Annotated in this window: 27 protein-coding genes and 2 pseudogenes; 15 read left to right on the plus strand and 14 right to left on the minus strand. The window is 64.8% G+C overall.

What is annotated here, in order from left to right; genetic code table 11:
- Positions 1-189: 189 nt before the first annotated feature.
- The gene (locus tag FJ418_RS18165) at positions 190-822 is read right to left on the minus strand and encodes a LexA family transcriptional regulator (protein ID WP_140807477.1); all 633 of its coding nucleotides are present in this window, start codon (positions 820-822) and stop codon (positions 190-192) included.
- 80 nt (positions 823-902) lie between these two features.
- On the opposite strand from FJ418_RS18165, the gene FJ418_RS18170 reads away from it, so the two are divergent.
- The 5 genes from FJ418_RS18170 (at position 903) to FJ418_RS18190 (ending at position 3,634) form a co-directional block, all read left to right on the plus strand.
- Positions 903-1,184 (plus strand): hypothetical protein, encoded by a 282-nt coding sequence (locus FJ418_RS18170; RefSeq protein WP_140831732.1) that lies wholly within the window; start codon positions 903-905, stop codon positions 1,182-1,184.
- On the plus strand, positions 1,181-1,477 hold the full coding sequence (locus FJ418_RS18175; protein ID WP_140867835.1) for a hypothetical protein: 297 nt from the start codon (positions 1,181-1,183) through the stop codon (positions 1,475-1,477). Before FJ418_RS18170 ends, FJ418_RS18175 begins: the two co-directional genes overlap by 4 nt.
- 87 nt (positions 1,478-1,564) lie before the next feature.
- Entirely contained in the window at positions 1,565-2,413 is an 849-nt protein-coding gene (locus FJ418_RS18180; protein ID WP_140867838.1) for a GcrA cell cycle regulator, read from the plus strand.
- Positions 2,414-2,690: 277 nt separating this feature from the next.
- Complete coding sequence (locus tag FJ418_RS18185) at positions 2,691-3,287, plus strand: DUF6456 domain-containing protein (RefSeq protein ID WP_140867841.1); 597 nt, start codon at positions 2,691-2,693, stop codon at positions 3,285-3,287.
- A gap of 116 nt (positions 3,288-3,403) precedes the next feature.
- Complete coding sequence (locus FJ418_RS18190) at positions 3,404-3,634, plus strand: hypothetical protein (protein WP_140867844.1); 231 nt, start codon at positions 3,404-3,406, stop codon at positions 3,632-3,634.
- 195 nt (positions 3,635-3,829) lie between these two features.
- On the opposite strand, the gene FJ418_RS18195 is transcribed toward FJ418_RS18190, so the two are convergent.
- From FJ418_RS18195 to FJ418_RS18210, 4 genes are all read right to left on the minus strand, one after another.
- Positions 3,830-5,104 (minus strand): DUF763 domain-containing protein, encoded by a 1,275-nt coding sequence (locus tag FJ418_RS18195; protein ID WP_140867847.1) that lies wholly within the window; start codon positions 5,102-5,104, stop codon positions 3,830-3,832.
- A gap of 110 nt (positions 5,105-5,214) precedes the next feature.
- Positions 5,215-5,544 (minus strand): hypothetical protein, encoded by a 330-nt coding sequence (locus FJ418_RS18200; RefSeq protein ID WP_140867850.1) that lies wholly within the window; start codon positions 5,542-5,544, stop codon positions 5,215-5,217.
- Between the two features lie 128 nt (positions 5,545-5,672).
- The gene (locus FJ418_RS18205) at positions 5,673-6,017 is read right to left on the minus strand and encodes a hypothetical protein (protein WP_140867853.1); all 345 of its coding nucleotides are present in this window, start codon (positions 6,015-6,017) and stop codon (positions 5,673-5,675) included.
- A 176-nt stretch (positions 6,018-6,193) separates the two neighbouring features.
- Entirely contained in the window at positions 6,194-6,508 is a 315-nt protein-coding gene (locus FJ418_RS18210; protein WP_140867856.1) for a hypothetical protein, read from the minus strand.
- Between the two features lie 821 nt (positions 6,509-7,329).
- On the opposite strand from FJ418_RS18210, the gene FJ418_RS18215 reads away from it, so the two are divergent.
- A complete protein-coding gene (locus FJ418_RS18215; RefSeq protein WP_140867859.1) occupies positions 7,330-7,683 on the plus strand; it encodes a cupin domain-containing protein in 354 nt (117 codons plus the stop codon).
- Between the two features lie 51 nt (positions 7,684-7,734).
- Here FJ418_RS18215 and FJ418_RS18220 read toward each other — a convergent pair whose 3' ends face one another.
- The 4 genes from FJ418_RS18220 to FJ418_RS18235 form a co-directional block, all read right to left on the minus strand.
- On the minus strand, positions 7,735-9,720 hold the full coding sequence (locus FJ418_RS18220) for an acyltransferase family protein (RefSeq protein WP_140867862.1): 1,986 nt from the start codon (positions 9,718-9,720) through the stop codon (positions 7,735-7,737).
- Between the two features lie 139 nt (positions 9,721-9,859).
- On the minus strand, positions 9,860-10,081 hold the full coding sequence (locus FJ418_RS18225) for an alkylphosphonate utilization protein (RefSeq protein ID WP_140867865.1): 222 nt from the start codon (positions 10,079-10,081) through the stop codon (positions 9,860-9,862).
- Positions 10,082-10,167: 86 nt separating this feature from the next.
- Positions 10,168-10,653 (minus strand): RidA family protein, encoded by a 486-nt coding sequence (locus FJ418_RS18230; protein WP_140867924.1) that lies wholly within the window; start codon positions 10,651-10,653, stop codon positions 10,168-10,170.
- Positions 10,654-11,002: 349 nt separating this feature from the next.
- On the minus strand, positions 11,003-11,224 hold the full coding sequence (locus FJ418_RS18235; RefSeq protein ID WP_140652165.1) for a hypothetical protein: 222 nt from the start codon (positions 11,222-11,224) through the stop codon (positions 11,003-11,005).
- A gap of 243 nt (positions 11,225-11,467) precedes the next feature.
- Between FJ418_RS18235 and FJ418_RS18240 the strand changes: the two genes are divergently transcribed.
- Both FJ418_RS18240 and FJ418_RS32575 read left to right on the plus strand, forming a co-directional pair.
- Positions 11,468-12,400, plus strand: coding sequence for a hypothetical protein (locus tag FJ418_RS18240; protein ID WP_140867868.1), 933 nt, complete (start codon positions 11,468-11,470; stop codon positions 12,398-12,400).
- Between the two features lie 1,080 nt (positions 12,401-13,480).
- A complete protein-coding gene (locus FJ418_RS32575; protein ID WP_263497842.1) occupies positions 13,481-13,603 on the plus strand; it encodes a hypothetical protein in 123 nt (40 codons plus the stop codon).
- Positions 13,604-13,878: 275 nt separating this feature from the next.
- Here FJ418_RS32575 and FJ418_RS18255 read toward each other — a convergent pair whose 3' ends face one another.
- Both FJ418_RS18255 and FJ418_RS18260 read right to left on the minus strand, forming a co-directional pair.
- Positions 13,879-14,106, minus strand: coding sequence for a hypothetical protein (locus FJ418_RS18255; RefSeq protein ID WP_140645428.1), 228 nt, complete (start codon positions 14,104-14,106; stop codon positions 13,879-13,881).
- A gap of 472 nt (positions 14,107-14,578) precedes the next feature.
- Positions 14,579-15,508: a LysR family transcriptional regulator gene (locus FJ418_RS18260; protein ID WP_140867871.1), complete on the minus strand. Its 930-nt coding sequence runs from the start codon at positions 15,506-15,508 to the stop codon at positions 14,579-14,581.
- Positions 15,509-15,641: 133 nt separating this feature from the next.
- Between FJ418_RS18260 and FJ418_RS18265 the strand changes: the two genes are divergently transcribed.
- Together FJ418_RS18265 and FJ418_RS18270 are read left to right on the plus strand one after the other, a co-directional pair.
- Positions 15,642-17,129, plus strand: a complete 1,488-nt coding sequence (locus FJ418_RS18265) for an MFS transporter (protein ID WP_140867874.1) — start codon at positions 15,642-15,644, stop codon at positions 17,127-17,129.
- Positions 17,130-17,411: 282 nt separating this feature from the next.
- Entirely contained in the window at positions 17,412-17,723 is a 312-nt protein-coding gene (locus FJ418_RS18270) for a hypothetical protein (protein ID WP_140710823.1), read from the plus strand.
- 99 nt (positions 17,724-17,822) lie between these two features.
- On the opposite strand, the gene FJ418_RS18275 is transcribed toward FJ418_RS18270, so the two are convergent.
- A complete protein-coding gene (locus FJ418_RS18275) occupies positions 17,823-18,665 on the minus strand; it encodes a slipin family protein (protein WP_140867877.1) in 843 nt (280 codons plus the stop codon).
- Between the two features lie 177 nt (positions 18,666-18,842).
- On the opposite strand from FJ418_RS18275, the gene FJ418_RS18280 reads away from it, so the two are divergent.
- Positions 18,843-19,106 carry a hypothetical protein gene (locus FJ418_RS18280; protein ID WP_140867880.1) on the plus strand — a complete coding sequence of 88 codons (264 nt, stop codon included), beginning with the start codon at positions 18,843-18,845 and terminating at the stop codon, positions 19,104-19,106.
- Here FJ418_RS18280 and FJ418_RS18285 read toward each other — a convergent pair.
- Positions 19,086-19,589, minus strand: coding sequence for a hypothetical protein (locus tag FJ418_RS18285; protein WP_246683100.1), 504 nt, complete (start codon positions 19,587-19,589; stop codon positions 19,086-19,088). The two genes, FJ418_RS18280 and FJ418_RS18285, sit on opposite strands and share 21 nt — an antisense overlap.
- A 104-nt stretch (positions 19,590-19,693) precedes the next feature.
- On the opposite strand from FJ418_RS18285, the pseudogene FJ418_RS32710 reads away from it, so the two are divergent.
- The 4 genes and pseudogenes from FJ418_RS32710 to FJ418_RS18305 form a co-directional block, all read left to right on the plus strand.
- Positions 19,694-20,057: pseudogene (locus FJ418_RS32710) on the plus strand (zinc-binding dehydrogenase); the annotation flags it as partial.
- Positions 20,058-20,388: 331 nt separating this feature from the next.
- Positions 20,389-21,348, plus strand: a complete 960-nt coding sequence (locus FJ418_RS18295; protein ID WP_140652146.1) for an AraC family transcriptional regulator — start codon at positions 20,389-20,391, stop codon at positions 21,346-21,348.
- Positions 21,349-21,702: 354 nt separating this feature from the next.
- Positions 21,703-22,398: an outer membrane protein gene (locus tag FJ418_RS18300; RefSeq protein ID WP_140710829.1), complete on the plus strand. Its 696-nt coding sequence runs from the start codon at positions 21,703-21,705 to the stop codon at positions 22,396-22,398.
- A gap of 245 nt (positions 22,399-22,643) precedes the next feature.
- Complete coding sequence (locus tag FJ418_RS18305; RefSeq protein ID WP_140645436.1) at positions 22,644-23,474, plus strand: hypothetical protein; 831 nt, start codon at positions 22,644-22,646, stop codon at positions 23,472-23,474.
- Between the two features lie 58 nt (positions 23,475-23,532).
- On the opposite strand, the pseudogene FJ418_RS18310 reads toward FJ418_RS18305, so the two are convergent.
- Positions 23,533-23,763, minus strand: a pseudogene (locus FJ418_RS18310) (VOC family protein); the annotation flags it as partial.
- Positions 23,764-23,885 lie beyond the last annotated feature (122 nt).

A 23,885-nucleotide genomic window follows, 5' to 3' on the forward strand; every position in this document is an offset into this window, starting at 1 on the left:
ATCCTCCCCCCGGAGTGATCGCGACTGTTCTCGCGGATGCCTATATAGTTCTGTTTTTGTTCCCTAATGCAAGCAGAAATTGCGGTGGCTGCATTTATGCCCTTGGGGTGGGCCAAGTGGCGCTTGGCGAGGACCTTGCGAGAGGGAAGCAAAGCAGCGCCTCAGCTTGGCGGCATCGCTCCCAACGGCTCACATATCGATCATCGACCGCTTCACTCGCCCGATGATGGTGATCGCGCCCTCCAGCTCCGGCGGCGGGATATCCATATAGGACGCCGGCTGGAAGGGCGGGTTGTCGTTCGGGCGGTAGCGCTTGTAGGTGGCACGTCCCGTCTCGTCCGAGATCACGTAGCAGCCATTGGTCACCAGCCGCTTGTCGCGCAAATTGACGAAGATGATCGAATCCGGCGGCGAGATCTTGTTCATCGACGAACCGTCGACGCGCAGCGCGATCCATTCGCCTTCCTCGAGGTCGGCGGTGGGGATGGTCGGATAATCGGAGAGGTTGACCACGCTGTCCTGGCTGCCGAGCTCGCCGGCGCTGATCCACGACACGATCGGCACGTCGACGGTGACGGGCGAGGGCATGAGGCTGACGGGCGCCGCTTCCGCGCCATCGGCATTGAACAGGAGCCAGCCGGGGTCGACGCCGAACAGCCGGCCGTATTTCTCCGCCGCTTTCCGGGACAATGGCCGGTTGCCGTTCTCATGGCTGATCAGCGTGTTCTTGTTGATGTCGCGCAAGGCCCGCGCCGCGTCGCTGGGCGAAGCATAGCCGGCCTGGGCGCGTGCCTGCTGCAATCTGTGCCGTGAATCCATCATCGTACAAAATGCCTGAAAATAATCGTCCAAAGTGTACGATTTTGCTTGCGCGTCATTCGTACATAACGTACGCTTAGCGCATGATCGTACATTCCGCAAGCTCTTCCGCATCGCCCGCCGGCGGATCCGCCCAGCCCGCCGACATTCCGGAGCTTATTGATTCCTGGCAGAGCATCGGCGCCTTCGCCGCCGATGTGGGCTGCGGCTACGAGGCGGCGCGGCAGATGCGCCGGCGCGGCCGCATCGCGCCGCAGCACTGGCCGCATGTGGTGGCGGCAAGCCGCAGGCACGGCATCGCCGGCGTCAGCTACGAATCGCTGGCCGGCCGCGCCGCGGCCGCCATGCAAGGGGAGGCGGCATGAACGCGCCTCCCTCGATCCATGAATTCCAATCGCCCGGACCGTCCTCCTCCCCGGTCAAGGCGCTTTCCGGGGCGCTTGCCCCGGATCCGGTCGAACCGCCCGCACCCCGGTTCACCGGAGCGGCCGGAGCCGTTCCTCCCCCGGCTCCGGCCGCCACTTGTGGCGGCGCATCCTGTATCCGCACCGAGGACGGAACCGTCATCCTGTTCGACCGGGCGACGGGCCTTGCGGTGTCGGGCCTGACCCGCGCCGCGGCCGAGGCAGCGCTGCTTCGGCTGACCAGCACCGCCTGACTTCAACCGATCGCTGACCTGACCGCGGCCTCGCGGCCGAACCCTGGCGCTCGTCCGCGCCTTCGACAAGCAAATGGAATGAGAAGAATGGCAGCCGCCTACACGCAAAAGGAAATCGACGAGATCGCCACCTGGCTGAAGGAGGGGCTTTCGGCCTCGCGCATCGCCGGCCGCTTCAGCGCCCTGCGCGGCGCTCCGGTCTCGCGCAACGCCATCATCGGCATCGTCCACCGCAACACGGCCCTGAGCGCCATCGGCTTCGCTAACCCCAAGGGCGGCCGCGCCGGCGGCAGGCCAAGGAAGCATGCCGCACGGCCGGATCGCCCCGGCCGGCGCGCCAGGGTGGCCGCTGGAGGCGTGACGCTCTCCGAACCTGCAGCGCTTGCCAGATATGCCGAGCTTGTAGAAGGCGCCGGCGCTGAAGCGCTTGATCTCCGCCTAACTGGGGGCGATGCCCAGTCCACCCTCCGCAGCCGCAGCGCAGCTGCTACGGAGGACGGGCGGGACAGAGGGGAGCGCTGTCCGGCCGACCTCTCAGCCTGTGGCATCACCACACAAACGGACGCCGTCACCGCCCGCGCTCCCAAGCCAAAGAAATCCAAACCCCGCAAACCCGCGCGCATGCTTCCGCCCGCCTGGCTCACCCCCGGCGGGCGCGAGAAATCCGAAGCGCAGCGCTACAATCTGCCCGCGCCGCCGCTGCCGGTAAACCCCGGACGCCAGCCGCATGTCGCGGCGATGCGTTTCCTCGACTGCCTGTTCGGCCGCTGCCGCGCGCCGCTCGATCTGGCGCTGCGCGAAACGCCGGAACACGATCCCGCCGGCGCGCGCCCGGCACCGGACATGCTGTGCTGCGGCCTGCCGACGTCGGCAACGCGCTCCTACTGCGCGCATCACCATGCCAGGTTCCACGGCCATCGCGGGAGGGGGATGTGAGAGGCGAGGCGTATCCGCGCTTGTGTTCTCGCCCCGCCGATGGCGCGGGGAGAGGTGTCCGCGAAGCGGATGGAGAGGCGCCGACGACGGCAGGACGAAACGCCGCGCGGCGAGAACCCGCTGTCGAGCTTGGCGCTCCACGAAAGGACCCCTCTCCGTCGCGGCTTCGCCGCGCCACCTCTCCCTACTTCGTGGGGCGAGGAACCTAGATCCATGCGCGAAGGAACTCAGCCTCTCCCGTTAGCCACCCACCCCGCCACCCACAAAGGACTGCTCCATGCCCCGCAAAGCCGCCAAGAAACCGCAACCCCCGAAACTCCCCAAAGGCGAGGCCGAGCAGGTGCGCATCCGCCGCGAGGTCGGCCACGACTTCGCGCTGAAGACTGACCCCTTCGGCCGCCAGCGCCTCACCACCGGCACTGCGGAGGCGCGGCGCGTCTATGAGGTGTCGAACGGCGGCTACACCTCCACCGGCGGCGTCGTGCGCCTGCGCAATGTCGACCCGCTGGTGGGCATCACCTCGCTCAGCCGGCAGCAGCGCGAGGCAGGAGGGCGCTTCCGCGACGACTTCGAGCGCAGCCAGCGCGAGGGCCTGCAGCCACAATCCTGGAGCGAGCGAGTCGATGGCGGCCGGATTGGCGGCGGCGTCCCCGACCGCGTGCTGTCAGCCGGCCGAGCCTATGCCCACGCTGCCGCAGCGCTCGCCCATTGGGAGGTGGCGGATGTGGTGCGCAAGATCTGCCTTGAAGGCCAGTCGGTGAAGGCCACCGGCGAACGCAGCGGTGAGGGGCGCGACGTGGTGGTGAAGCTGTTGAAGGTGGGGCTGGACCTGTTGGCGGTGCACTATGGGATGATGGGGAGAAAGGCGGGGTGAATATTGAGCATCATCTTTACTGAGGAATAACTACAGAGCTACATTGCTGCTGCTGAATTGGCGCGGGACAGCTATACATATCGTGCGCAAGCATCATGAGACGCTTGGATTGACCAATGAAATATCCCGACGGCACCCTTGCCAGACTTGGCGACAAAGTCCTCGTCTGGGAAGGGAACGAAGGCGTCGTGATCTGCTCCATGGATACTGACGAATATTTCGAGGAGTACCCCAAGGAAGCCTTCGGCTATCTGGAACAAGGGATCATGGTCCTGTCCGAAAAGGCGAGGCTGATCCACTACGTGAAGCCCGAGGAGGGAATGCAGCTGATCGAGCGGAAGAAGTAACGCCCGCCGAAGCAATTCCAGGCACAACCGCTTTGCATCCCAAGATCACTGACGTTCGGCGCCGCCCCTCATCCGCCCTTCGGGCACCTTCTCCCCGTAAACGGGGCGAAGGAAGAGGCGCAGCGCCGGCGACAGCCTCTTTCTCGCCGTTCACGGGGAGAAATGCCCGACGGGGCAGCGCTGACCGAACGCTTCTCAAGCTCCAGTCTTGTCTGCCTTCGTTGGCTCCTCGCCACCCTCCGGCTTCCCCTCCCACCCGAACACGCTCCGCCCGCCCAGCAAATGCGACTGGTCCATCTCGCCGGCGACGATCTCCTTCAAGCTCGGCCCCGTCACGTAGCATTCCATCCGGCGTGACTCTCCATCCAGCCGCCTCAGCGCCTCCAACTCCTCGGTTCGTCCGAGCTTTGCCTTGCTCACCGCCGATTTCAGCACGCCGATCGTCTCGTCATAGACCTTCAGCGGCACGGGGAAGGGGTGGCGGTCCTTGCCGCCATGGGCGAGGGAGAAGCGGGCCGGGTCGGAGAAGCGAAAGGGTGCGCCATGCACCACTTCCGAGACCATGGCCAGCGCCCGCACCGTGCGCGGGCCGACACCGGGAACCAGCAGCAAATCAGGAAAATCCTTCGGGCCGCTTTCGATGGCCGAGGCGATGTTGCCGTGCAGGCGGCGCATGACGATGTCGCTCTCGCGCACGTCGTGATGCGTCGGCATGACGAGGTTGGGCAGCAGCGGCTGCGCGGCGGGCTCGGGTTCGGGCCGCGGTTCCAGCACGGCAAGCTCGGTGAGGATCTTTTCCGGGCTCATGGTCTTGAGCAGCTCGATCTGGCCGCCGCGGGCTTTCTCTGCGCGACGGTCGGTGAGGTTGACGATCTGCCCTTGGGCCTCGCCCTCGATCGCCGCATGCGGCTGGTCGACGAAGCTGGTCAGCCCTTCCGACAGCCAGTGATAGCGGCGCGCCTGGCGGGCGTCGCCGTTCATGCCTTGCTGCACCACCACCCAGCGCCCGTCATCGGTGACGATGAAGCCGTGCAGATAGAGGTCGTAGCCGTCCTGCACGGCGGCGCTGTCCACCTTGGCGACGAGCCGGCTGGCGATGGCTAAAGCCTCACCGTCAAGCCCGACGCGGTCGCCGATGGCCAGCAACTCGCCGGGCGTCTTGCGCGAATGCGCACCGCGCCCGCCGCAGACATGGATGCCGAGCTCGTTGCTGAGCGGATTTAGCCCCCGCTTCAGCGCGCCGATGACCGAGGTGGTGATACCGGAAGAATGCCAGTCCATGCCCATCACGGCCCCAAAAGACTGGAACCAGAAGGGATGCGCCAGGCGCCGCAAAAGCTCGTCGCGGCCGTAATGGTGGATGATCGCTTCGCACAGCACGGCGCCGAGCTTCGTCATGCGCTCGCCCAGCCATTTCGGGACCCGCCCGCCATGCAGCGGCAGGTCGGCGCTGCCGCTTCGCTGCGTCACCTTTCGTTCTCCTTGAACCGGCGACTTAGATGGCATTTCGGCGGGGATTTGCAAGCGGCTGATCTCCCCACAGGGGGAAGATCAGCTTGTCGGTGTGCGGCCGCTGCTACCTACCTGCGCCCGTAGAGCCTGTGGTGGTGCCGGTAATGATGCCTGTGGTGATACCGGTGGGGATAGACGTAGTAGTGTCTGTAATACCGATGGTACCGGTAGTGCGGATAGCGGACCACGTAGCCGGGATAATAGTCATCATAGTAGCGCGGGCCGTAATAGCGGCCGCCGTAATCGTAGAACGGGCCGCCATAGAACGGGCCGCCGTAGAACGGATAGCCGCCAAACGGTCCGATACCGAGGCCGAAGAATCCCTGAGCGTCTGCCGGCGCGACCGTGGCCACCGCCGACGCGAAGGCGATTGCGGAGGCGAGTAGAAGCTTTTTCATGGCAACCTCCTCCTGAAGGTTCGCATCGACAACGCTTGGCGCGCCGAAAGGCTGCCAAGGAACTGGCGCGCCTGCCCGGAAAATCATCGGGATTTGAAGTCGCATTCACCCGCCGGCGGTGGACATGGCTAACCGCAGACGCGCACCTGCCGCATGAACCGATGGTCATGACTGCGGGTTCTTACCATTTCGATCCGGCAATGGCGGCGGGCGTGTGCGGCATTCGGCGCGGCGACATAGAAGGCGACATAGAAGCTGTCATGGTCGTCATGCTCACCGGGGGCGTAGTTGAGATAGGGGCCGCCCCAATAGGAGCCATAGACCGGCACGGAGCCGTAGCTGTCGTAAAAATCGCCGAATGGGCCGTAGTCGAAATAACTGCCGCCGAGGAATACATTGCCTGCATCCGCAGGCATGACGGTGGTCGCAGCCGAGGCCAGGGCGAGCAGCGAGGCAAACACGAATTTGCGCATGACAAGCCTTCTCCTGAGGTTCGCCATGATAACGCGCGGCCCCCCGAAAAAGTCCGGCCGCGTCGCGCAATCAGCAAAATTTGAAGGCTTTGTGAGCGCCTGGAGCCGCCCCGAGGCGGGATCGGCCATCGCGCGGGACGCCAGAGGCGGTTCCCGCGCGATCCACGTTGGCTCGCTTAGTAGCGGCTGTAGCCGTTGCCGCACACCCGCACTTCCTCCACCACGCGGTGGTGGCGGCGCCAGTGGGTCACCAGTTCGGTGCGGCAATGATGGCGATGATAGCGGTGGTGGTAGCGCACCACATAGCCGCCATTGTCGTAATCGTCATTGTAGACGTGGCGGTAGTAACGGTGCGGATAATACCCGCCATAATAGTCGTCATCATAGCCCGGCCCGATGCCGATACCAAGCTGAACGCCGCCGGCGCTGGCCGGCGCGATCGCGAACGCCGAGGCGATGGCGATCATCGAAGCAAGCAGAAGCTTTTTCATCGCTGCCTCCTTGAGTTTGCAGGACGCCCCTTCGGAAAGACAACGGTTTCGAGCGGTGCATGTTCCCGAAAACCGTCGGGTTGCCGCCCTTGGACAAGGCACTAGCCGCGGCGCCAGCCGCTTGGTCCGGCGCATTGCTGCCTCTCCGTAAGGCAATGAGCTCAGATATTTATTAGCGTATCTGCAACCGACCGGGCCGCGGCGCATCGCACGCCGGCGAAATATCTCTGATCATTGCCAGGCAACAGGCAGGCTCGATGGTGTGCTGCCCGCCACCTGCATGGTCGGCAAGCCTTCGACCGCGACCCAGCCCGACAGATCGTCGCCTTCGGCAAGGTCGACGCGGTGACCGGCGCGCTTTCGAACAAGGCGGCGGTCACGTTGAAAACCCCCACCGCCGCCGCCGCCAGCCGGCGCGCCGGAAGCAATTGCAGGCCGCGGAGGAAGGGCGGGGCGACCGCCAGTCGGCATGACAATGAAGAAAGAAAACTCGCCGGGCTTGCCCCTGGTGCCCAAAGCCCACACGCCCGGCGAGATTTAAGACCTGATCCCCCGATCAGGACCGGCGGGAGGACACCGGCAATCTCTTTATAGCAAGGCTGATGCCAGTCCCGAAACGGGACAGTGATGCTCAATGCCGCAAACTCTGTGCGACGCCTGTTAAGTGTTGCTAATATGCCACGGCCTATCGCCTCAGCCAGCTATCGGTTCCGTAGGCATCCGTCGCCGCTTCGCCTCGCATTGTCGCATCGCCGCGTGCACCGCATGCCGCCATCGGCTATCTCATCCCCAGCCAATTCCGGCGACCCCAGGAGCATCCGATGACCAGACCCACCATTCTCAAATTCGGCCCCGTCGAGCATGCCGAAGGCGGCGACCTGCCGGGCTGGATCGCTGTCGAAGGCTCGCCGACCATGCAGACGGCCGTGCAGCACACCACCGAAGACGGCAAGGTGATGTCCGGCACCTGGCGCGCCTCGCCCGGCACCTATCACGCCACCTACACTGACTATGAATTCGTCCACATGATCGCCGGCCGCATCATCATCACCCCCGACGGCGGCGAGCCGGTCGAGGTCGGTCCCGGCGATGCCTTCGTCGTCGAGGCCAATTTCAAGGGCACCTGGAAGATCCTCGAGCCGGTGACCAAGCATTTCGTCGTCGTGGTAGAGTAGGGGCTGCGCTGAACCTGCTGATCTCCCCCACGAGGGAGGAGATTGACAGCTTCAGCGCCCCACCTTCGAGATCACCCTTTTCTCCACCTCCGGCTCCAACGATTCCGCGAATGGCGTCGCCATATGGTGCTGGTCGCGGAAGGCGAGCTTGCCGTCGATGAAGACGTGGCAAATGGTGGCGCTGCAGAAGCGGTCGGTGAGGTCGACGTAAGCGGCGTTGGGAATGCTGTCGACGATGTCGCGTTCCACCGCCGCCATGGCGTCGTTGGCGGCGTAGGCGCGCGTCTGGTCGCAGCGCGAGGGCGTCTCGTCCCGCCACAGCGCCCGCGCCACGCAGGTGTCGACATTGGCGTTGTTGAACGGCACGTCGCGGATGAAGGCGATCTTGAGCCCCGCCTTGCTCAGGCTGGTGAGGGTGGAGCGCAGGCCGGCCCGCCAGTCGGCGTCCTGGCTCCGCGTGTCGCCGCCGCGGCCGGCCATTTTGCGGCCGCTGGTCAGCGCCAGCTCCGAGATGACCACCAGCGCCGGTCTCGCCTCGATGATCTCGGCGATCGCCTGCTCGCGCCAGCGGTCGCACTCGCTGTAGGGACGCTTGAGCTCGGACGACCAGACGCTGATGCGCGAGGCGCGGCAGGAATTCTTCAGCCAGGTCACCACCCGGTAGCCATTCTTCCGGCCCGCCTCGATCAGCGGCGTCGACCAATGGTCGGCATGGGAGTCGCCGAAGAGGGCGATCAGGCGCTGGCCATCGCCGAACACGCAAGGCTTCGGCGTCACGCTCTGGTAATCCTGCACGCAGCCGGCTTTGGCCCGGGCCGTCGACGGTTCGGCGGCGCTGGCTGCGATGATGCGCTGTTCCGGATCGAGGTCGTGCACGGCAAACCTGGCACTGCCATAGGCGGCTGCGACGCCGGTGCCGGTCAGGAGGAGGGCCGGCACCAGCGCCCGCGCCGCACTGGCCATCAGCCAGCCGTTGCGACGGATCGGGTTCTCGATGAGATGATAGCTGAGAATGGAGAGCGCCAGCGTCACCGCGAGGCACAGCAGCCGCTCGGCCGGCGTCAGGTCCGGCGCCAGCATGCCGGCATAGACGATGACCGGCCAATGCCACAGATAGAGCGAATAGGAGAGCTTGCCGATCCATTGTAAGGGCGGCAGCGCCAGGGCGGCATTCACGCAGTTCCATTCGGAATTGCGCGAGCCGTCCCTGGCGCCGGCCGCTCCCGCCTTGAGCAGAAGGACCGTGCCGGCTACCGGCAGAAGCGCCAGAAAGCCGGGGAAGGGAGCGTCCTCGCTGAAGGTGAGATATGCGGCCCCGATCATCGTCAGGCCGGTCAGGCTCAACGCCCGCCCCAGCAGCGGGCGCTCCTGCAACAGCCGTGCCGGCGCCATCGATACGAGGCCGCCGGCGGCAAATTCCCATGCGCGCAGCGGCGAAAAATAGAAGGCCCAGGGCTGCGACACGCTCGTCAGCCAGGCACAGGCGATGAAGGAGACGAGGCCGACGGCGCCGATCGCAATCATGATGGCGCGCTTGCCGGGCTTCATCCAGGCGGCCAGCAGCAAAAGCGCCGGCCAGGCAAGATAGAATTGCTCCTCGACCGACAGCGACCAGTAATGGATGAACGGGTTGCTCGTGGCGTCATTGGCGAAATAGTCGAACGACCAGCGGATCAGCCACAGATTGATCATATAGGCCGAGGCGAACATCGCACCCTTGGAATAAAGCGCCTGCTCCTCCGGCGACAGGATGAGCGCGCCGGCGCAGAGCGTCGCGGCGATGACGAAAAGCGCCGCCGGCAGCAGGCGCCGCGCGCGCCGGGCGTAGAAACGCAAAAGGTCGAGCCGGCCGGTCTCGGAAATCTCGGCGGCGAGATGGCGAGTGATCAGATAGCCCGAAATGACGAAGAAGATGTCGACCCCGGCAAAGCCGCCGGGCAGCGCGGTGAGGCCGAAATGGAAGGCGACGACGCCCGCCACGGCCACCGCCCGCAAGCCTTCGATGTCGGGCCGGAAATCCTGCGCAGGTGTTGACACGAATACGAACCTCACGATGCTTGTTCGTATCCCGCCTCCCTAAAGCCTCGGCCCTAGGCGCCGATATCGCAATGCAACAAATCTAACGCGGTGCAACATAAGGGGAGGGCGAGGGCGGCCCTCCCGATCTCCCCTGCCATCACGCCTTCTTCAGGAACTCTGTCTTCAGCACCAGGCCCTTGACCTGCTTGGTGTTGCATTCGATCTCGCCGGGATCGCCGTTGAGCCGGATGTTCTTCACCAGCGTGCCGCGCTTGATCGTTTCCGACGTGCCCTTGACCTTGAGGTCCTTGATGAGGGTCACGGAGTCGCCGTCTTTCAGCGGCGTGCCGTTGCTGTCTTTCGCGATAGGGTCCGTCATGGCGGGTCTTTCATCGGTTGGATGGCCTCGGCCCGCCTATCGCGCCGACCACGGCCTGGTCAAGCTGCGCTGGAACCAAGGGAGGCTCACCCCCCAATCATCACTTCGGCCTCGATCTCGACCGGGAAATTCAGGGGCAGGGCGGCGACGCCGATGGCGGTGCGGGCGTGACGGCCGATCTCAGGGCCGAAGACCTCGAGGATGAGCTCCGAAAAGCCGTTCATCACCGCCGGCGTCTCGGTGAAGCGCAATGCCGAATTGACCATGCCGTGCACGCGGCACCAGCCCGTGATCCGTTCGAGGCTGCCGAGCTCGCGTTTCAGGCTGCCGAGCATCGACAGCCCGACCTTGCGGGCCGAAGCCCGCGCCTCGTCCAGCGACACGCTCTCGCCGACCGCGCCGAACGGGCCGGCAAGCGAGCCGTCCGGCTCCTGCGGCCCGTGGCCGGAGACATAGGCGCGGTCGCCGCGCACATTCACCCAGGGAAAGGGCAGCACCATGCCCGGCGGCAGTTTCAACGGCGGTGGCAGTACGATGCCGAGCGCGGCAAGCTTTTCGTCGGCACCCGGCATGGCACGGCCTTCCTTCTCGCACAGCGCCATTGCGGCGCCGTTGCCGAGCTTTCCGGTTCGCTGGCCCTTCGTCAAGAACGGCTTGGATCTGAAGAAGAATGATCTGGGGCGACTGGCCGGAAGCCTGACCCGCGCGGATCGTGGCCTTGCATCCGCGCGGGCAGGCGCCGCCCCCGCCGGCGGCGCCAAGCCCCCAGCCGTCAGGCTGGCGGCTGTTGGTTCGGCCGTCCGGCCGCTGCTTTTCCCCGCCGATCCCGGATGATGAACCGGCTATGGGTCCCCGGGATGGCTACCTTTTGTCTTACGCGGTAGCGGACCAAAACCGTCGAGCACGGCTTCCGGAATTGCTCTAGAAGTGAAGGTCCAGGGGCTGCGGATAGGCTTGGCCCGGTTCGGCGCCCTTCGACGTCAGGCCGGCCGAAGGCACGATGCCGCCGGTGGCCGTCTGATCGAGCGGCTGCCGGCTCTTCTCGGCGCCGGTCTTTGTTTCGGTCAGCGGGATTTTCGTTTTGGCTTCGGCGGCTTGCGACAGCGCAAGTGCCATAACAAGCGTGGATAGAAGGATTTTCATGGCAGCTCCCTGGATTCACCCCGAAGCGACCCTAGCGCCGCTTGTCTCGTCGCGAAGGCCACGCGCGCGGAACACTGTGGAATTCTTTGGAATTCCAGTAATATTAGTGGATGGAAAACAAACGCTGCCGCCGGGAATGGAGATTGTTTGCCGGCGCGCTAGCCAGGAGCGTCGGAGAAGCTCGGCGATTCCCGCCGGAACGCCGAACTGCTTAGGCGGCCAAGAACATCGGGGACCTTTTGCATGGCGCAGCAAATCGCGCAAAAACTAAGGCTGACTTCGGCCTTGCTGGGAACGGTGACCCGCAAGGACCTGGCGGCGGCGTTCCGCGCCGTCAACCCGAACACCGCGTTCGATCTCGGCCGCGCCGACAAATGGTTGCAAGGCCGCGCGCGGCCGCGACAGATGAGCGTCTATGACGACTGGGCGAGGCTGCTCGAACTGGAGCAGTCCGGCGCCTGGATCGCCGAGAGCGAGCTACCGGCCTTCACCGCCGCCATCGCGGCCCGCCACGGCGTCGACAGCGCCGAGCTGGAGCGACGCGCCGGCATGCAGTTCGATGCCTCCTCGCATGACGAGCGCGGCGCCGGCTCCGGGCTTGCCGGAACCTATGCATGCTATTCTCGCGCCTGGTCGCCCTATTATCGCGGCCAGTTGATCAAGGGCCGCCTGTCGATCGAGGCCGGGCCAGGCGTGCATGGGCTGACGGCTACCTATGGCGAGACGTTGCCGACGGGGCACTTGCAGCTCGTCGGCCCGGTGATGCCGGCAAAGCGCGGTGTCTATCTGCATCTCAAGGATGTCGGCGGCGACACGCAGTTCTTCCTGTGCCTGTTCCCGCAGACACAGCCTGTCAGCGTGCTCGGCGGCTATATGTGCGGCTCGGCCGTCATTGGTCCCGAAGCGCAGCCCTCGCTGACCCGGATCCTGCTGGTGCGGCTGCGCAATGCGGCAACCGGCGCCGCGACATGGGGCGGGTACCTGCCGGCCGGCGGTTCGATTGCCGCCGACCTAGTAAGCCTCGGTATCGGCCTGGAACATCCGGAAGCGGTCGACCGGCAGCTCGACCAGTTCCTTGACGCCTACAGCGATGACGGCGCTATCCAGATTCCACCGGGAGAGTTCCGCGCCATCCTCGACGTGTTCGACCGCCATTGGCTGCAGCACTCGGGTTGACCTAACGCGGTCGTAAAGTTCCATCGGGGGCGGCGCCGGATGTTGCCGGCAGCCCGCACGGTTATGGTCAGCCCTCATTGCAGTCGATCACGCGAATGTTCTTTGACGCGAATCCGGTTCGCGTTACCGCTACGCGCGTAAAAACCGGGCAAAGGGGCTTCCCATGAAGAAGACTTACGAGAAGCCGGTGCTGTCGAAGCGCCAGAAGCTGTCGAGCGTCGTCGCGAACGCCTCGAATCCCGCGCCGTAAACACAGGCGCACCGATCACATTGACTGGCGAGCCTATCGGCTTGCCAGCCAAATTTACGCGCTCGCCGAATTATCCTTCCGCCAAATTTATCCCTCCGCTTGACGCGGCGGACGCCGGCCATATCTTGCTGTCCTGATTTCATCGTCGACCGGGCCGAGACAGCCGATGAAGAAGCCATATCGCAAACCGACGCTTGCCAGACGTGACAGGCTTTCGGCGGTGACCGCCGCAGTGCCATCCTCGGGCTTCACGTTCTGAGTTTCTCAGGAACGCGCCGCAGGCTTTGATCGGTTTTAAGCAAGCACTTTTAAAGCTGAAAGCTGGACCGGCCAGGAGCGGGCGGCACACTTCGAAGGTGCCCGCCCGTCCGGCGCCGCCGCCAAGCTGCTGAAACCCCGTCCGTCCCCAACAGCAACGGTCATGGCGTGACCAGTGGTTTGCGGAGTGCCATTGGCGCGGTGTCCTGTCAACGCCGCCGGCGAGCGGCCCGGGAGCGCCTTTTAGCCGCCTTTTCGTGCCCGAAGCACGCTTTGCGGTCATGCCGGGGCCAAGCCAAGAAGCCCCGAAATAGCGGAATTCCGGGCTTTTCCGATGCCCACCAGGCCGCGCCGCACGTATATGCCTATCCGCTTGAATAGGCTGATTTTTCGCCGGCCGGCATGTCACTTCGACCCCGACTTTTTTTGGGTGCAATTCGGCAGTGCAGCATTGGCGCCCGGCGAAGACGGGTCTCGCCGTTGAAAACGACATCGGACCCATTTGTGTGCCATTTCATGATCCGCTCATGAAAGACGTGATAGAATGTCGCCAACGAATGGGGGAAGTTGCGATGGCCAATCGGTTGTTCGAGGTTCTTGCCAGACGGCGGTCATGGCTGGATCGGGTCGCATTGGGGCTGCTTGTCTTTCTGGCGACCCTGGTCGCCGCGCTGATGGGCGGCGCCAGCACCTGAAGCAATTCCAGGAAAAGTGCGTAGCGGTTTTCCGTCCGGAATTGCGACCAACAACAAGCAATTCCAGGAAAAGTGCGCAACGGTCTTCCGTCCGGAATTGCGACCACCAACAAGCAATTCCAGGAAGAGTGTGAGCGATTGGGCTCAGCGACTTCGCCGTAGCCTTCCGTCGGGAATTGCATAAAGAGATAGGGCGTTTCGCCGTTTCCGTGAAACGGTGAACGCCCTAAAAGCAATTCCGGGAAAAGTGCGAAGCGTTCAAAGCCACGGATCGCCTATTTCCTCTGTCCGATTGCTTTGAATTCGAAGATCGTGGGCCTGAGCCTGACCGGCCTCGGCCGCTCGGTGAGGTCGACGACGCGGACCCACCTGTCGGCGCCGGCACGCAACGTTACTTTCCGGCCAAGCGCCTTCTCAGCCGCCTCGAAAGGCGTCTTGGCTTCCGCCGAATGCACCGCGACGACGGCTTCGCCGTCTATTTCCTCGACGCGATAGGTTTTCATGCGCGTCTCCAGGGCGCCCGCCGTTTCGCTTCTCGCGCAAGCGCCTTTTATATTAGAAATGGCGAATAAAATGCAAGATTCCCACGCCCGGCCATCAGCTGATCGGGGAAGCCTGTACATTGGAGGGCGCGCTGTAGCCGCGCAGGCCGGTTCCGTTGCAGGCCCGGCAGGAAACCAGTTGTCCCGGGCAATTGTCGTGCAATGCACCCGAGGGGCAGCATGTGCCGTTCGACGCCACCTGCTTCCCGCACTCGAACACCTTGCCGGCGCCCAGGCACCGGGGGCAGGCGAACTTCCTGAATTCGCTCAAGCGAGCCTCCGGCTGTTTCACAGGCGCCCGGGAACGCGCTGATTGCGCCGCGGTTCCATGACAGACGCGGTTTGTCCTGCGTGCGATAGTATACATTAGTTATGGCTAATATTTATAGGGATATCGCCTGCAACGCGCGGTTGGTTCCGTGGGGCCGGCGTATCAGGGCAAGGGTTCCTCGCCGTGGTGAAAGGAGGGAGAGGAAAGGCGGCACACCTCTTTCACCAGCCCGCGCAGCCAGCGATGCGCCGGATCGGCATCGAGCCTTGGGTGCCACAAGAGCGAGATCGTCAGCGCGGCGAGCTTCACCGGCAGCGTGAAGGTGAACAGGCCCTCGCGCAGGGTGCCGGTATAGCGCTCCGGCACGGTGGCGATGAGGTCGGAGCCGCGTGCCAGCGCCAGTGCCTCGGCAAAGCCGCCGACCACGGTCGTGACTTTCCGCGTCAGCCCGGCGCGTTCCAAGGCGTCGTCCACCGGGCCGCGGTCGAGGCCGCGGCGCGAGATCAATATGTGTCGGCCGGCGGCGAAGCGGTCGGCGGTGATGCGGCCTTCGCTCAAAGGATGGCCGGCGCGCGCGACGCCGACGAAGCGGTCGCGGAACAGCGCCTGCGTGCGTATCTCGGGTCCGGTCGAGCCGCCGATCACGCCGGTCTCCAGATCGACCGCGCCCCCGCGCATCGGGCCGCTGTCCTTGTCGGGCTTGGGCACGAAGCGCAATTGCACGCCCGGCGCCTCCTCGGCCACGCGGGCGAGCAGCGCCGGACCGAAATTCTCGACGAAACCATCGCTGTTGCGGAGCGTGAAGCTGCGGTCGAGCCGCGCAAGCTCGAGCCGCTCGGCCGGCCGCAGCACCGCTTCGGCCTCCGCCACCAACCGGCCGACCTCGGCGCCCAGCTCGATGGCGCGCGGCGTCGGCACCAGGCCGCGTCCGGCGCGCACCAGAAGCGGGTCGCCGGTTGTCTCGCGCAGCCTCGCCAGCGCCCGGCTCATCGCCGAGGGGCTAAGCTTCAGGCGCCGCGCGGCCTTGGCGACGCTGCCCTCGGCAAGCAGCACATCCAGCGTGACGAGCAGGTTGAGATCGGGTCGCGACATGGTCCAACCATAGCATGGATCCCTCAAACGGACATGGCGTTTGATGCACTGTTCAGGTGCAAGCGCTGCGTGTTCCGCCATGTCAGCCGCGCGCTTATCTTCCCCGGCAAGTTCAACCGACGGAGAAGAAATCATGGCCGACATCGCCGAAACCCGCGCCGCGCCTGGAAGCCATTCGGCGGCTGGCGCGCTGGCCAGCCTGTCGCTTGCCATGCTCGTCTCCTCGCTCGGCACCAGCATCGCCAATGTCGCGCTGCCGACGCTGAGCCTGGCCTTCGCGGCGTCCTTTGCGGCGGTGCAATGGGTGGTGCTGGCCTATCTGCTCGCTATCACCGCGCTGATCGTCAGCGTCGGGCGTCTCGGCGATCTCGTCGGCCGCCGGCCGCTGCTGATTGTTGGCCTGGCGCTGTTCAGCGCCGCCTCGTTTGCCGCCGCGCTCGCGCCGTCGCTGGCCTTTCTGATCGGCGCCCGCGCCGTGCAAGGCCTGGGCGCGGCGGTGATGATGGCGCTGACAATGGCCTTCGTCGGCGAGACGGTGCCGAAGGAACGCACCGGCAGCGCCATGGGTCTGCTCGGCACCATGTCGGCGGTCGGCACGGCACTGGGGCCTTCGCTTGGCGGCGTGCTGATCGCCATTCTCGGCTGGCGCTCGATCTTCCTCGTCAACGCCGGGCTCGGCGCCGTCGCGCTGCTCGCCGCCTGGCGCTTCCTTCCAGCGGCGATGCCCGCCAGCGAAGCGGCTGGCATCGTCCGCCGAGCGATGCCGGACGGCAAAGCAGCAGGTATCGTCCGACGAGCGACAGGTGTCCGTGGAGAGGCGAGGGGTCGTTTCGATATGCTGGGCACGCTGCTGCTTGCCGCCACGCTTGCCGCCTATGCGTTGTCCATGACCATGGGGCGCGGCCATTTCGGCGGCCTGAACATCGCGCTGCTCGGCGCGGCCGCGGCCGGCGCGGTGTTGTTCGTTATCGTTGAGGCCAAGGTGGCGTCACCCGTGGTCAAGCTCGCGCTGTTGCGCGACCGGGTGCTGGCGCCGAGCCTCGCCATGAACGCGCTGGTTTCGACGGTGATGATGGCGACGCTGGTCGTCGGCCCCTTCTTCCTGTCGCGCGCCTTGGGCCTCGGCGACGCGGCAACCGGGGCCGTGCTGTCGATCGGGCCTGTCGTCTCGGCACTGTGCGGCGTCATTGCCGGGCGCGTCGTCGACCGCCTCGGCGCGGCGGCGATGGTCACCGCCGGGCTGATGCTGATGGTCGCCGGCTGCGTCGCGCTGGCCGCCCTGCCAAGCCTCTTCGGCGTTGCCGGCTACGCGGCGGCGATCATACTGCTCACTCCGGGCTACCAGCTCTTCCAGGCGGCCAACAACACAGCCGTCATGGCCGATGTCGACAGGAACGAGCGCGGCGTGGTGTCGGGCATGCTCAGCCTGTCGCGCAATCTCGGTCTCGTCACCGGCACGGCGGTGATGGGCGCGGTGTTCGCCTTCGCCGTGGGGACGGGGAACATCGCGGCGGCGCCGCCTGAGGCGGTTGCCGGCGGAATGCGGTTCACCTTCGCCGCGGCGTCGATGCTGGTGGTGGTCGCAGCGGTGATTGCGGTGGCTGGACGAAGGAGCGAGTGATCTTCCTTGGACCTCTCAAGGGAGAGATTCCAGCCTTCCGTGATCGCGTAATTTCGCCGCCGGCCGCGAAGACTATCTTTGCCTTGCGGCGGTGCCCATTCCGCCTTCGGCCGGTGCCTCGGCTACCCCAACGGACCCCATCCACTGCGGCACCGGCCCATCCTCCCACCTGATCTCGATCGAGCGCCGGAAGCGGATGGCGATGTCCGCCTTGCCCCGGAACCAAAGCGGCGGGCAGCGGTTTACCGGCGAAGGGATGATTCAGAAATTAGGAAAAGAGCAATGAAAACAGTGCTTCTTGCTGCCCTGGCGCTTTTTGTCGCCGCCCCCACCGTGGCTTCCGCGGCCGAGGCCGATATCGTCATCGGCACGCATCACAGGCATCATTACCACCACCGCCCGGCGGTCATCATCAATGAGGAAGGCCACCGCCTGCATCACCGCCATCACGGCACGGTCGCCTTCTATGACAATGGCGAACGCGGCTGGCGTCACCGCCATCACCGCCGTGACGACACCGTCGTCGTCACCGGTTCGATCGGCCACCGGCACCATCATCGTCCGGTCGTCGTCGAGGGCGGCTCCGACTACTGAGGTTCCATCGATCATCGAAGACAAATCCGGTCCGGCTGGCGCGTCATGGCGCATCAGCCGGACCGGATTTTTATGATGCGTCGGGAGGATGCAATCTCCCTACGCTGCGCTTTTCAGCACGCCGGCCTGAACCAGTGCCGCTGCTGGGTTGAGGCTGTCCACCAGCCCGGTCGGGATCAGGATGGTGGCGCCTCGCTCCTTGGTCGTCTCATAGATGATGTTCATGGCGCGCAGTTGCAGCGCCGCCGGATGGTCGGCATAGGTGGTGGCGGCCTCGACGAACTTGGCCGCGACTTCGGCCTCGGCTGAGCCCAGGATGACGCGCGCTTCCTTCTCCCGCTCGGCCTGTGCCTGGCGCGACATGGCGTCCTGCAGCGCCACGGGGATGGCGACGTCGCGGATCTCGACCGACATCACGGTGATGCCCCATTGGGCTGTCTTGGCGCCGATGACGTCGCGCAGATGCGCATCGGCGGCCTGGCGGTCGGCAAGCAGGGAGGAGAGCATCGAGGAGCCGATCATCTCACGCAGCGAGGTCTGCGCCACGCGGTCGATCGCCTCGCGGTAGTTTGTGATTTCCAGCGCCGCCTGGCGCGCGTCATGAACGTGCCAGAAGATGACGGCGTCGACATTCACCGGCACGGTGTCCCTGGTCAGCGCCTCCTCGGCGTTGAAGGCGGTGGTCTGGATGCGCTGGTCGATGACCGCCACGACATTGTCGAGGACCGGGACGATCATGAACAGGCCGGGACCGCGCACGCCCAGCAGATTGCCGGCGCGCAGCACGACGAAGCGTTGCCAGGTGTTGGCCATCTTCAGCGAGGCGGCGATCAGCGCCGCGATGACGAAGAACGGCGCGCCCGCCCATGGCCCGGCCAGCGCGCCGACACCGGCGCCGATGAGCGCAAAGACAGCGGTGAGGAAAAGGGTGATCGGATTCATCACAATAGCTCCTTGGTCGCGGCCTTTGTGGGTCGCGCGATGCCGCAACGGGCCTCGCGAGGAGCGTCGGCGGCCCAGGATGGACCACCTTGCCGGCATAACTCGGATCGATCACGCTTGTCGCGAGGGCAATCATTGCCGGCGCGAGTCATATGGTGCGGGATGGAAGGTTTCGCCATGGGGCTGGCCACCGACGCGCAACCGCATAACAACCGCCAGTGGCTGCGCGACATCCTCGAAGCCGTGACGGTGACCGGCGAGCAGGTGGGCTTTCCCGAGGGCCACGAGAGGGAATGGATAGATGCGGTGGTCGGCGCGCTTCACACGCCGGGCGAGCAGCAGATCAAGCTCTTCGATGGCCGTTCCAAAGCACGGCGTGAAAAGCGACGGAACGCGCGGGCGCCGGCGCGCGCTCAGGCATCAGTCCGCCTCGCCGCCTGAACCCTTGCCGCACGCTGCCAGCACCTTGCCGATTGCGGCGCCTGAGCCTTTCAGCGGAAAGCTGATCTCGCCATATTTGTCGTCGGAAACCGCCACCTCGCCCTTGCCGCGCAAGAGCGCCAGCAGCGGGTCGGAAGGGCCGGAGAGGTCTGCCGTGAAGTAATTGTACATCGCCTCCAGCACGAGCTTTTTGGTCACGCTCTTGCCTCCGGCCTTGAAAGTGAAGGAGCCGCTGATGCCGGGCTCGAGCTGTCCGCCGCCGGCGCCGAGATCATAGCTCAGCACCGGCCTGTCGAAGCAGGCCAGCATCAGATACGCATCGCCCTTCGGCCCGCCGCACACCGAAGCCGTCATCACGCTGCCGCCCTCGTCTTCTTCCATCTTGGCGGACCAGGCGCAGGAGGCGGCATGGGCGGGCGCTACGGCCAGCAGGGTGGCCGCGATGGGAGCAGCCATGATGAATTTTGCCAATCCGTTTTGCATGGTCGCCCTCCGAGACATGTGGCGACCATACAGGACTTATGATGGCGTGGCATCCTCGGGAATGCGAAGGAAATGGCGCTTAACACCTTTCCGAAGCGCGGATTGCAGCCTCGACCTTGCCGAGCGCCGGCACCACTGCCTGGAACGCGCTCCGTGCCGCCGATGTCGGGCCGGGCTCGGTCGTCGTGCTGCTCGGCACGGGCGGCGTCTCGATCTTCACGCTGCAGCTCGCCAAGGCGGCCGGGGCCACCGTCATTACTTGGTCCTCGGACGAGAAGCTCGATCGGGCCAAGGCGCTCGGCGCCGATCACCTGATCAACTACCGCGCGACCCGACTGGGACGGCAAGCTGCTGGAGCTGATCGGTCGTCGACAAGGTGTTTTCGCAGAACGAGGCAACCGAGGCCTACACTCACATGGCCGCCGGCGGCCTGCATTTCGCAAGCTGGTGTTCGGGTTGGACTGGTAGCCGACGTTGGAGATTGGCGAAAGAGAATGGGCGACTGATCTCCCCCACGAGGGATCCCACGTGGGGGAGATTGGCGGCTTTGCCGCCGGCTCCACAGCCTGGATCCGCTTTCCGCTACGATCGGCAGGGCGCCGCCGATTCGAGCTGACATTTCCGAGTATTCTTGAAATTTTCCGATCGGGTCGATGAAATTCGGGTGAGTTCTTGTCCAGAACAGCAACGGAATTGTCCTGGCATGCATAGATATTTTGCGGCTCTGGACAAGATGTGAACTGGTCCAATACGGTGCCCGTCCAAGTGAAGACGCGCGCGCAGAAAGGCCAGGTTGCTCTTGAAAAAGAACGTCTTCTCGTCGCTCGACCTGCCTGGGCATCTCGACGACCGCGCGCGCTTCGCGCTCTGGCAGGACATCCACGTCGCCGAGATATGGTCGGTCGAATATGCCATCGCGGCCAACCAGCCATTCGCGGCCGAGATCGAAGCCACGCCCGTCGGGCCGGTGGTGCTGGGGCAGATGGCCGGAACCATCCGGCATGCCAGCCGCAAGGCCCGCAACATCGCCGACGACGGCCGCGACGGCTATCTCCTCTTGATCAACCATGGCGACACCAGGCTGAGCGGCGCCCAGGCCGGCCGCGACTACAGCGTGGGCAAGGGCGAAGCCGCGCTGGTATCTGCCTCGGAGGCGCTGGAAATGAGCGGCGGCGACAGCAATGTCTGGGCCAACATCGTCGTTCCGCGCGAGATCCTGGAGAGTGCCTTCGCCCATGTCGAGGACCGGCTGGCACTGACCGTGGCGGCCGACAATGAGGCGCTCGGCATGCTCAGGCGCTATTGCAACTTCCTGGAAGCTGGTCCGGCTCTGGTGTCGCCGGACCTTGTCACCCATGCCACCGAAACGATCGTCGATCTGATCGGCCTGGTAACCGGCGCCAAGGGCGAGCCCGCCGAGCTCGCTGGCATGCGCGGCCTGCGCGCGGCAAGGCTCCAGGCAATCCTCGACAAGATCAGGGACAATTTCGCCGATCCGTCCATCTCGGCCCAGCGCGTTGCCCAGCAGTTGCGGCTCTCGCCCCGCTATGTCCATGACCTCTTGCAGGAAAGCGGGGTGAGCTTCGCCGAGCGCGTTCTCGAATTGCGCTTGCAAAGGGCCCATCGCATGCTTTCCGACAGGCGCAACGACCGTATGCGCATCAGCGAGATCGCGCTGCTGAGCGGCTTCTCAGACGTCTCCTATTTCAACCGCTGCTTCCGCCGCCGCTTCGGCTCGACGCCGAGCAGCGCCAGATAGTTCGCCGGCCAGGGCTAGCGCGTAGCAATGCTGATCTCTGTTTGCGCGAACAGGTAGGAACCCGGCCTCGCGCCGGGTTTCTTGCTTGTGCCGGAAACGAAAAAACGCCGGCCGACGTGAGCCGGGGAGGCGCCAATGCCGCGGTCGCCGGGAGTGAGCGCGCGCCTGTCGGCTGATGCCGAACTGCCACACTGGCCGGACATGCGCGGCAGCGCTTTCCGGGACAATTCCAGTGCGGTGCAGCCCAAGACGCGGGCTGCGAACAATGCAACATCGGGGCTCTTGACGTTAACTGGATCCCGCTGAGCATTTCGGCAGCGGGGTAGCGCAACACCCTGGGGGCAGCAAACAACAATGAAAACGATTCTTCTCGCTACGGCCGTTATTCTCGCATCTGTCGGCATGGCGCCCGCGGCGGACATCAATGAAACCTTGCCCATTGCCGCCGATTACCACTGGTCCGGGCTCTATGCCGGCGTTCACTTCGGTTACGCTGCCGGAAAATCCAATCTCTTCATCTCTGGCGGTGGTATTGGGGGCACCGATATTAACGCTCCTGTCGATCCGGACGGTTTCATTGGCGGCATCCATATCGGCTTCAATCAGGAGATGGCGAACCGCTTCGTGCTCGGTGTTGAGGCGGACATCGCGTACAGTAACGTCGAAGGACTGACGACCCTTGCCAATGGCGGCAGCACTATTCTTAAGAGCGAGCTCCAGTGGTCGGGGTCGGCGCGGCTGCGCGCCGGCTATGCGTTCGATCGGACGTTGCCTTACATCACTGCGGGCGTGGCCGCGGCCAAGTATGAAATTATCGGCATCACCGGCACCTCCAGTGGTGACATACCGCTCCACGACGACACCCATGTTGGCTGGACGGTTGGAGCCGGCGTCGAGCACGCCTTCACCGATAAATGGATCGCTCGGGTCGAGTACCGCTACTCCGATTTCGGCAGCAAGGCTCTCTCGATCGCATCCGGTCTTCCCACGGCGACGAGCGTCGATCTCAAGACGCACGATCTGCGGGTCGGCCTCAGCTACAAGTTCTGATCCGACAGACCGCACGAAACCCTGGCCTCGCACCGGGGTTTGCTTGTGGCGGGGGGAAAGGCGACAGGAATGAGCAGGCCGGTCGGCTGGTGGCCGGATGGCCACACTGGCGCGTCAAGTGCGGCAGCGCTTTCCAGGACAATTCCGCTGCGGTCCAGCCCAAGACGCCGGACGGCGAACAATGCAAGACCGAGCCCGGCATTCGTCCGGACCGCAGGACGCATATTCGAATTCGGGGGCTCCTAATGCATCGCTTTTCAATCATCGCTGCGTCGCTGGTCGCCACGACGTTCGCGTACGCCGCCGACGCACCGCAGCCGCTGGCCGGAGAGACGGTGGTGACGCCGCATATTTCCGGCTACGGCGAGATCTACCTGGGCGGGCTTCGCTTTACCAGCATCGGCGACACCGTGCACGCCGCAGGGGGCGCCGCCCGCGTCAACATTCCGTTCGCCCAGCGCTGGAACTTCCAGGGCGACCTTACCTATGACCGGATCTGGGACGACGATTTCGCTCATTGGGGCGGCGTTGGCGGCGCGATCCACGGATACTACCGGGACCCCGACAGATTTGCCGCCGGTGTGTTCGCGACTTATACGTCGGTGGACTTTGGCGATTTCGACGGGAAGGCGAGTTCCTGGGCGGTCGGTCCGGAAGCCCAGATCTACTTTGGCAATCTTACCCTTTACGGCCAGGCGGCCTTTGGCCGGGCAAACGAGGATTCCCTCAACTCCGACCAATGGAACGTCCGCGCCGTCGCACGCTACTTCGTCCAGGATAACCTTCGCCTGGATGCGGAACTCAGCTTCAGCAGAACGGACCAGGGGGTGAACCTGGACGTATCCGGCGGCGCTCTCCAGGCCATGTACCGGTTCAACGACACACCGTGGTCAGTGTTCGCGCGCTATCAATTGGAGCAGATGAAGATCGGTTCAACCGACCTCGGCGAGACCCACAAATACCTGGTGGGCCTGCGCGCCTCCTTCGGCAGCAAGTCGCTGTTGGAGGAGGATCGCAACGGCGCGGCCATGGACACCTACCGGCCCAACGAGGTGAAGAATTTGAGCGTGAAATGATCGGTGCCGCCTACATCGCGTGGGGTGCTGTTCCGCTGTCTTCCGGCGACAAGCACCCTCACCGGACCGGCTGAAACAGCTCCGCCAGATTGCCGGACGGATCGATCAGCAATATCTGCGATCCGCCTGGACCCGGGACGATTTCATTGCGGAAGCTGAGACTCGCCGCCCGCAACCGGTCAACCTCCTCCGCAAGATCCTCGACGATCAGATGGATGCGGTTCCAGCCTCCAGGGCCTGGCCGCTTGCCGTCGGGCATTGGCCGGCCCGCCGAACTGGTCGGACTGTTGTTGCGGGTTCTGTCATCGCCCCAGCTGTTTCGTTGCCAAAGCAGGTTTCTTCGATCTGGTGGAAGGGCCGACCGCGAGGTCGTCGGGATTTGGCGAAAGCGACGGAGCCGTAGCCTCTACC

Source organism: Mesorhizobium sp. B2-8-3 (assembly GCF_006440815.1).
Taxonomy (GTDB): domain Bacteria; phylum Pseudomonadota; class Alphaproteobacteria; order Rhizobiales; family Rhizobiaceae; genus Mesorhizobium.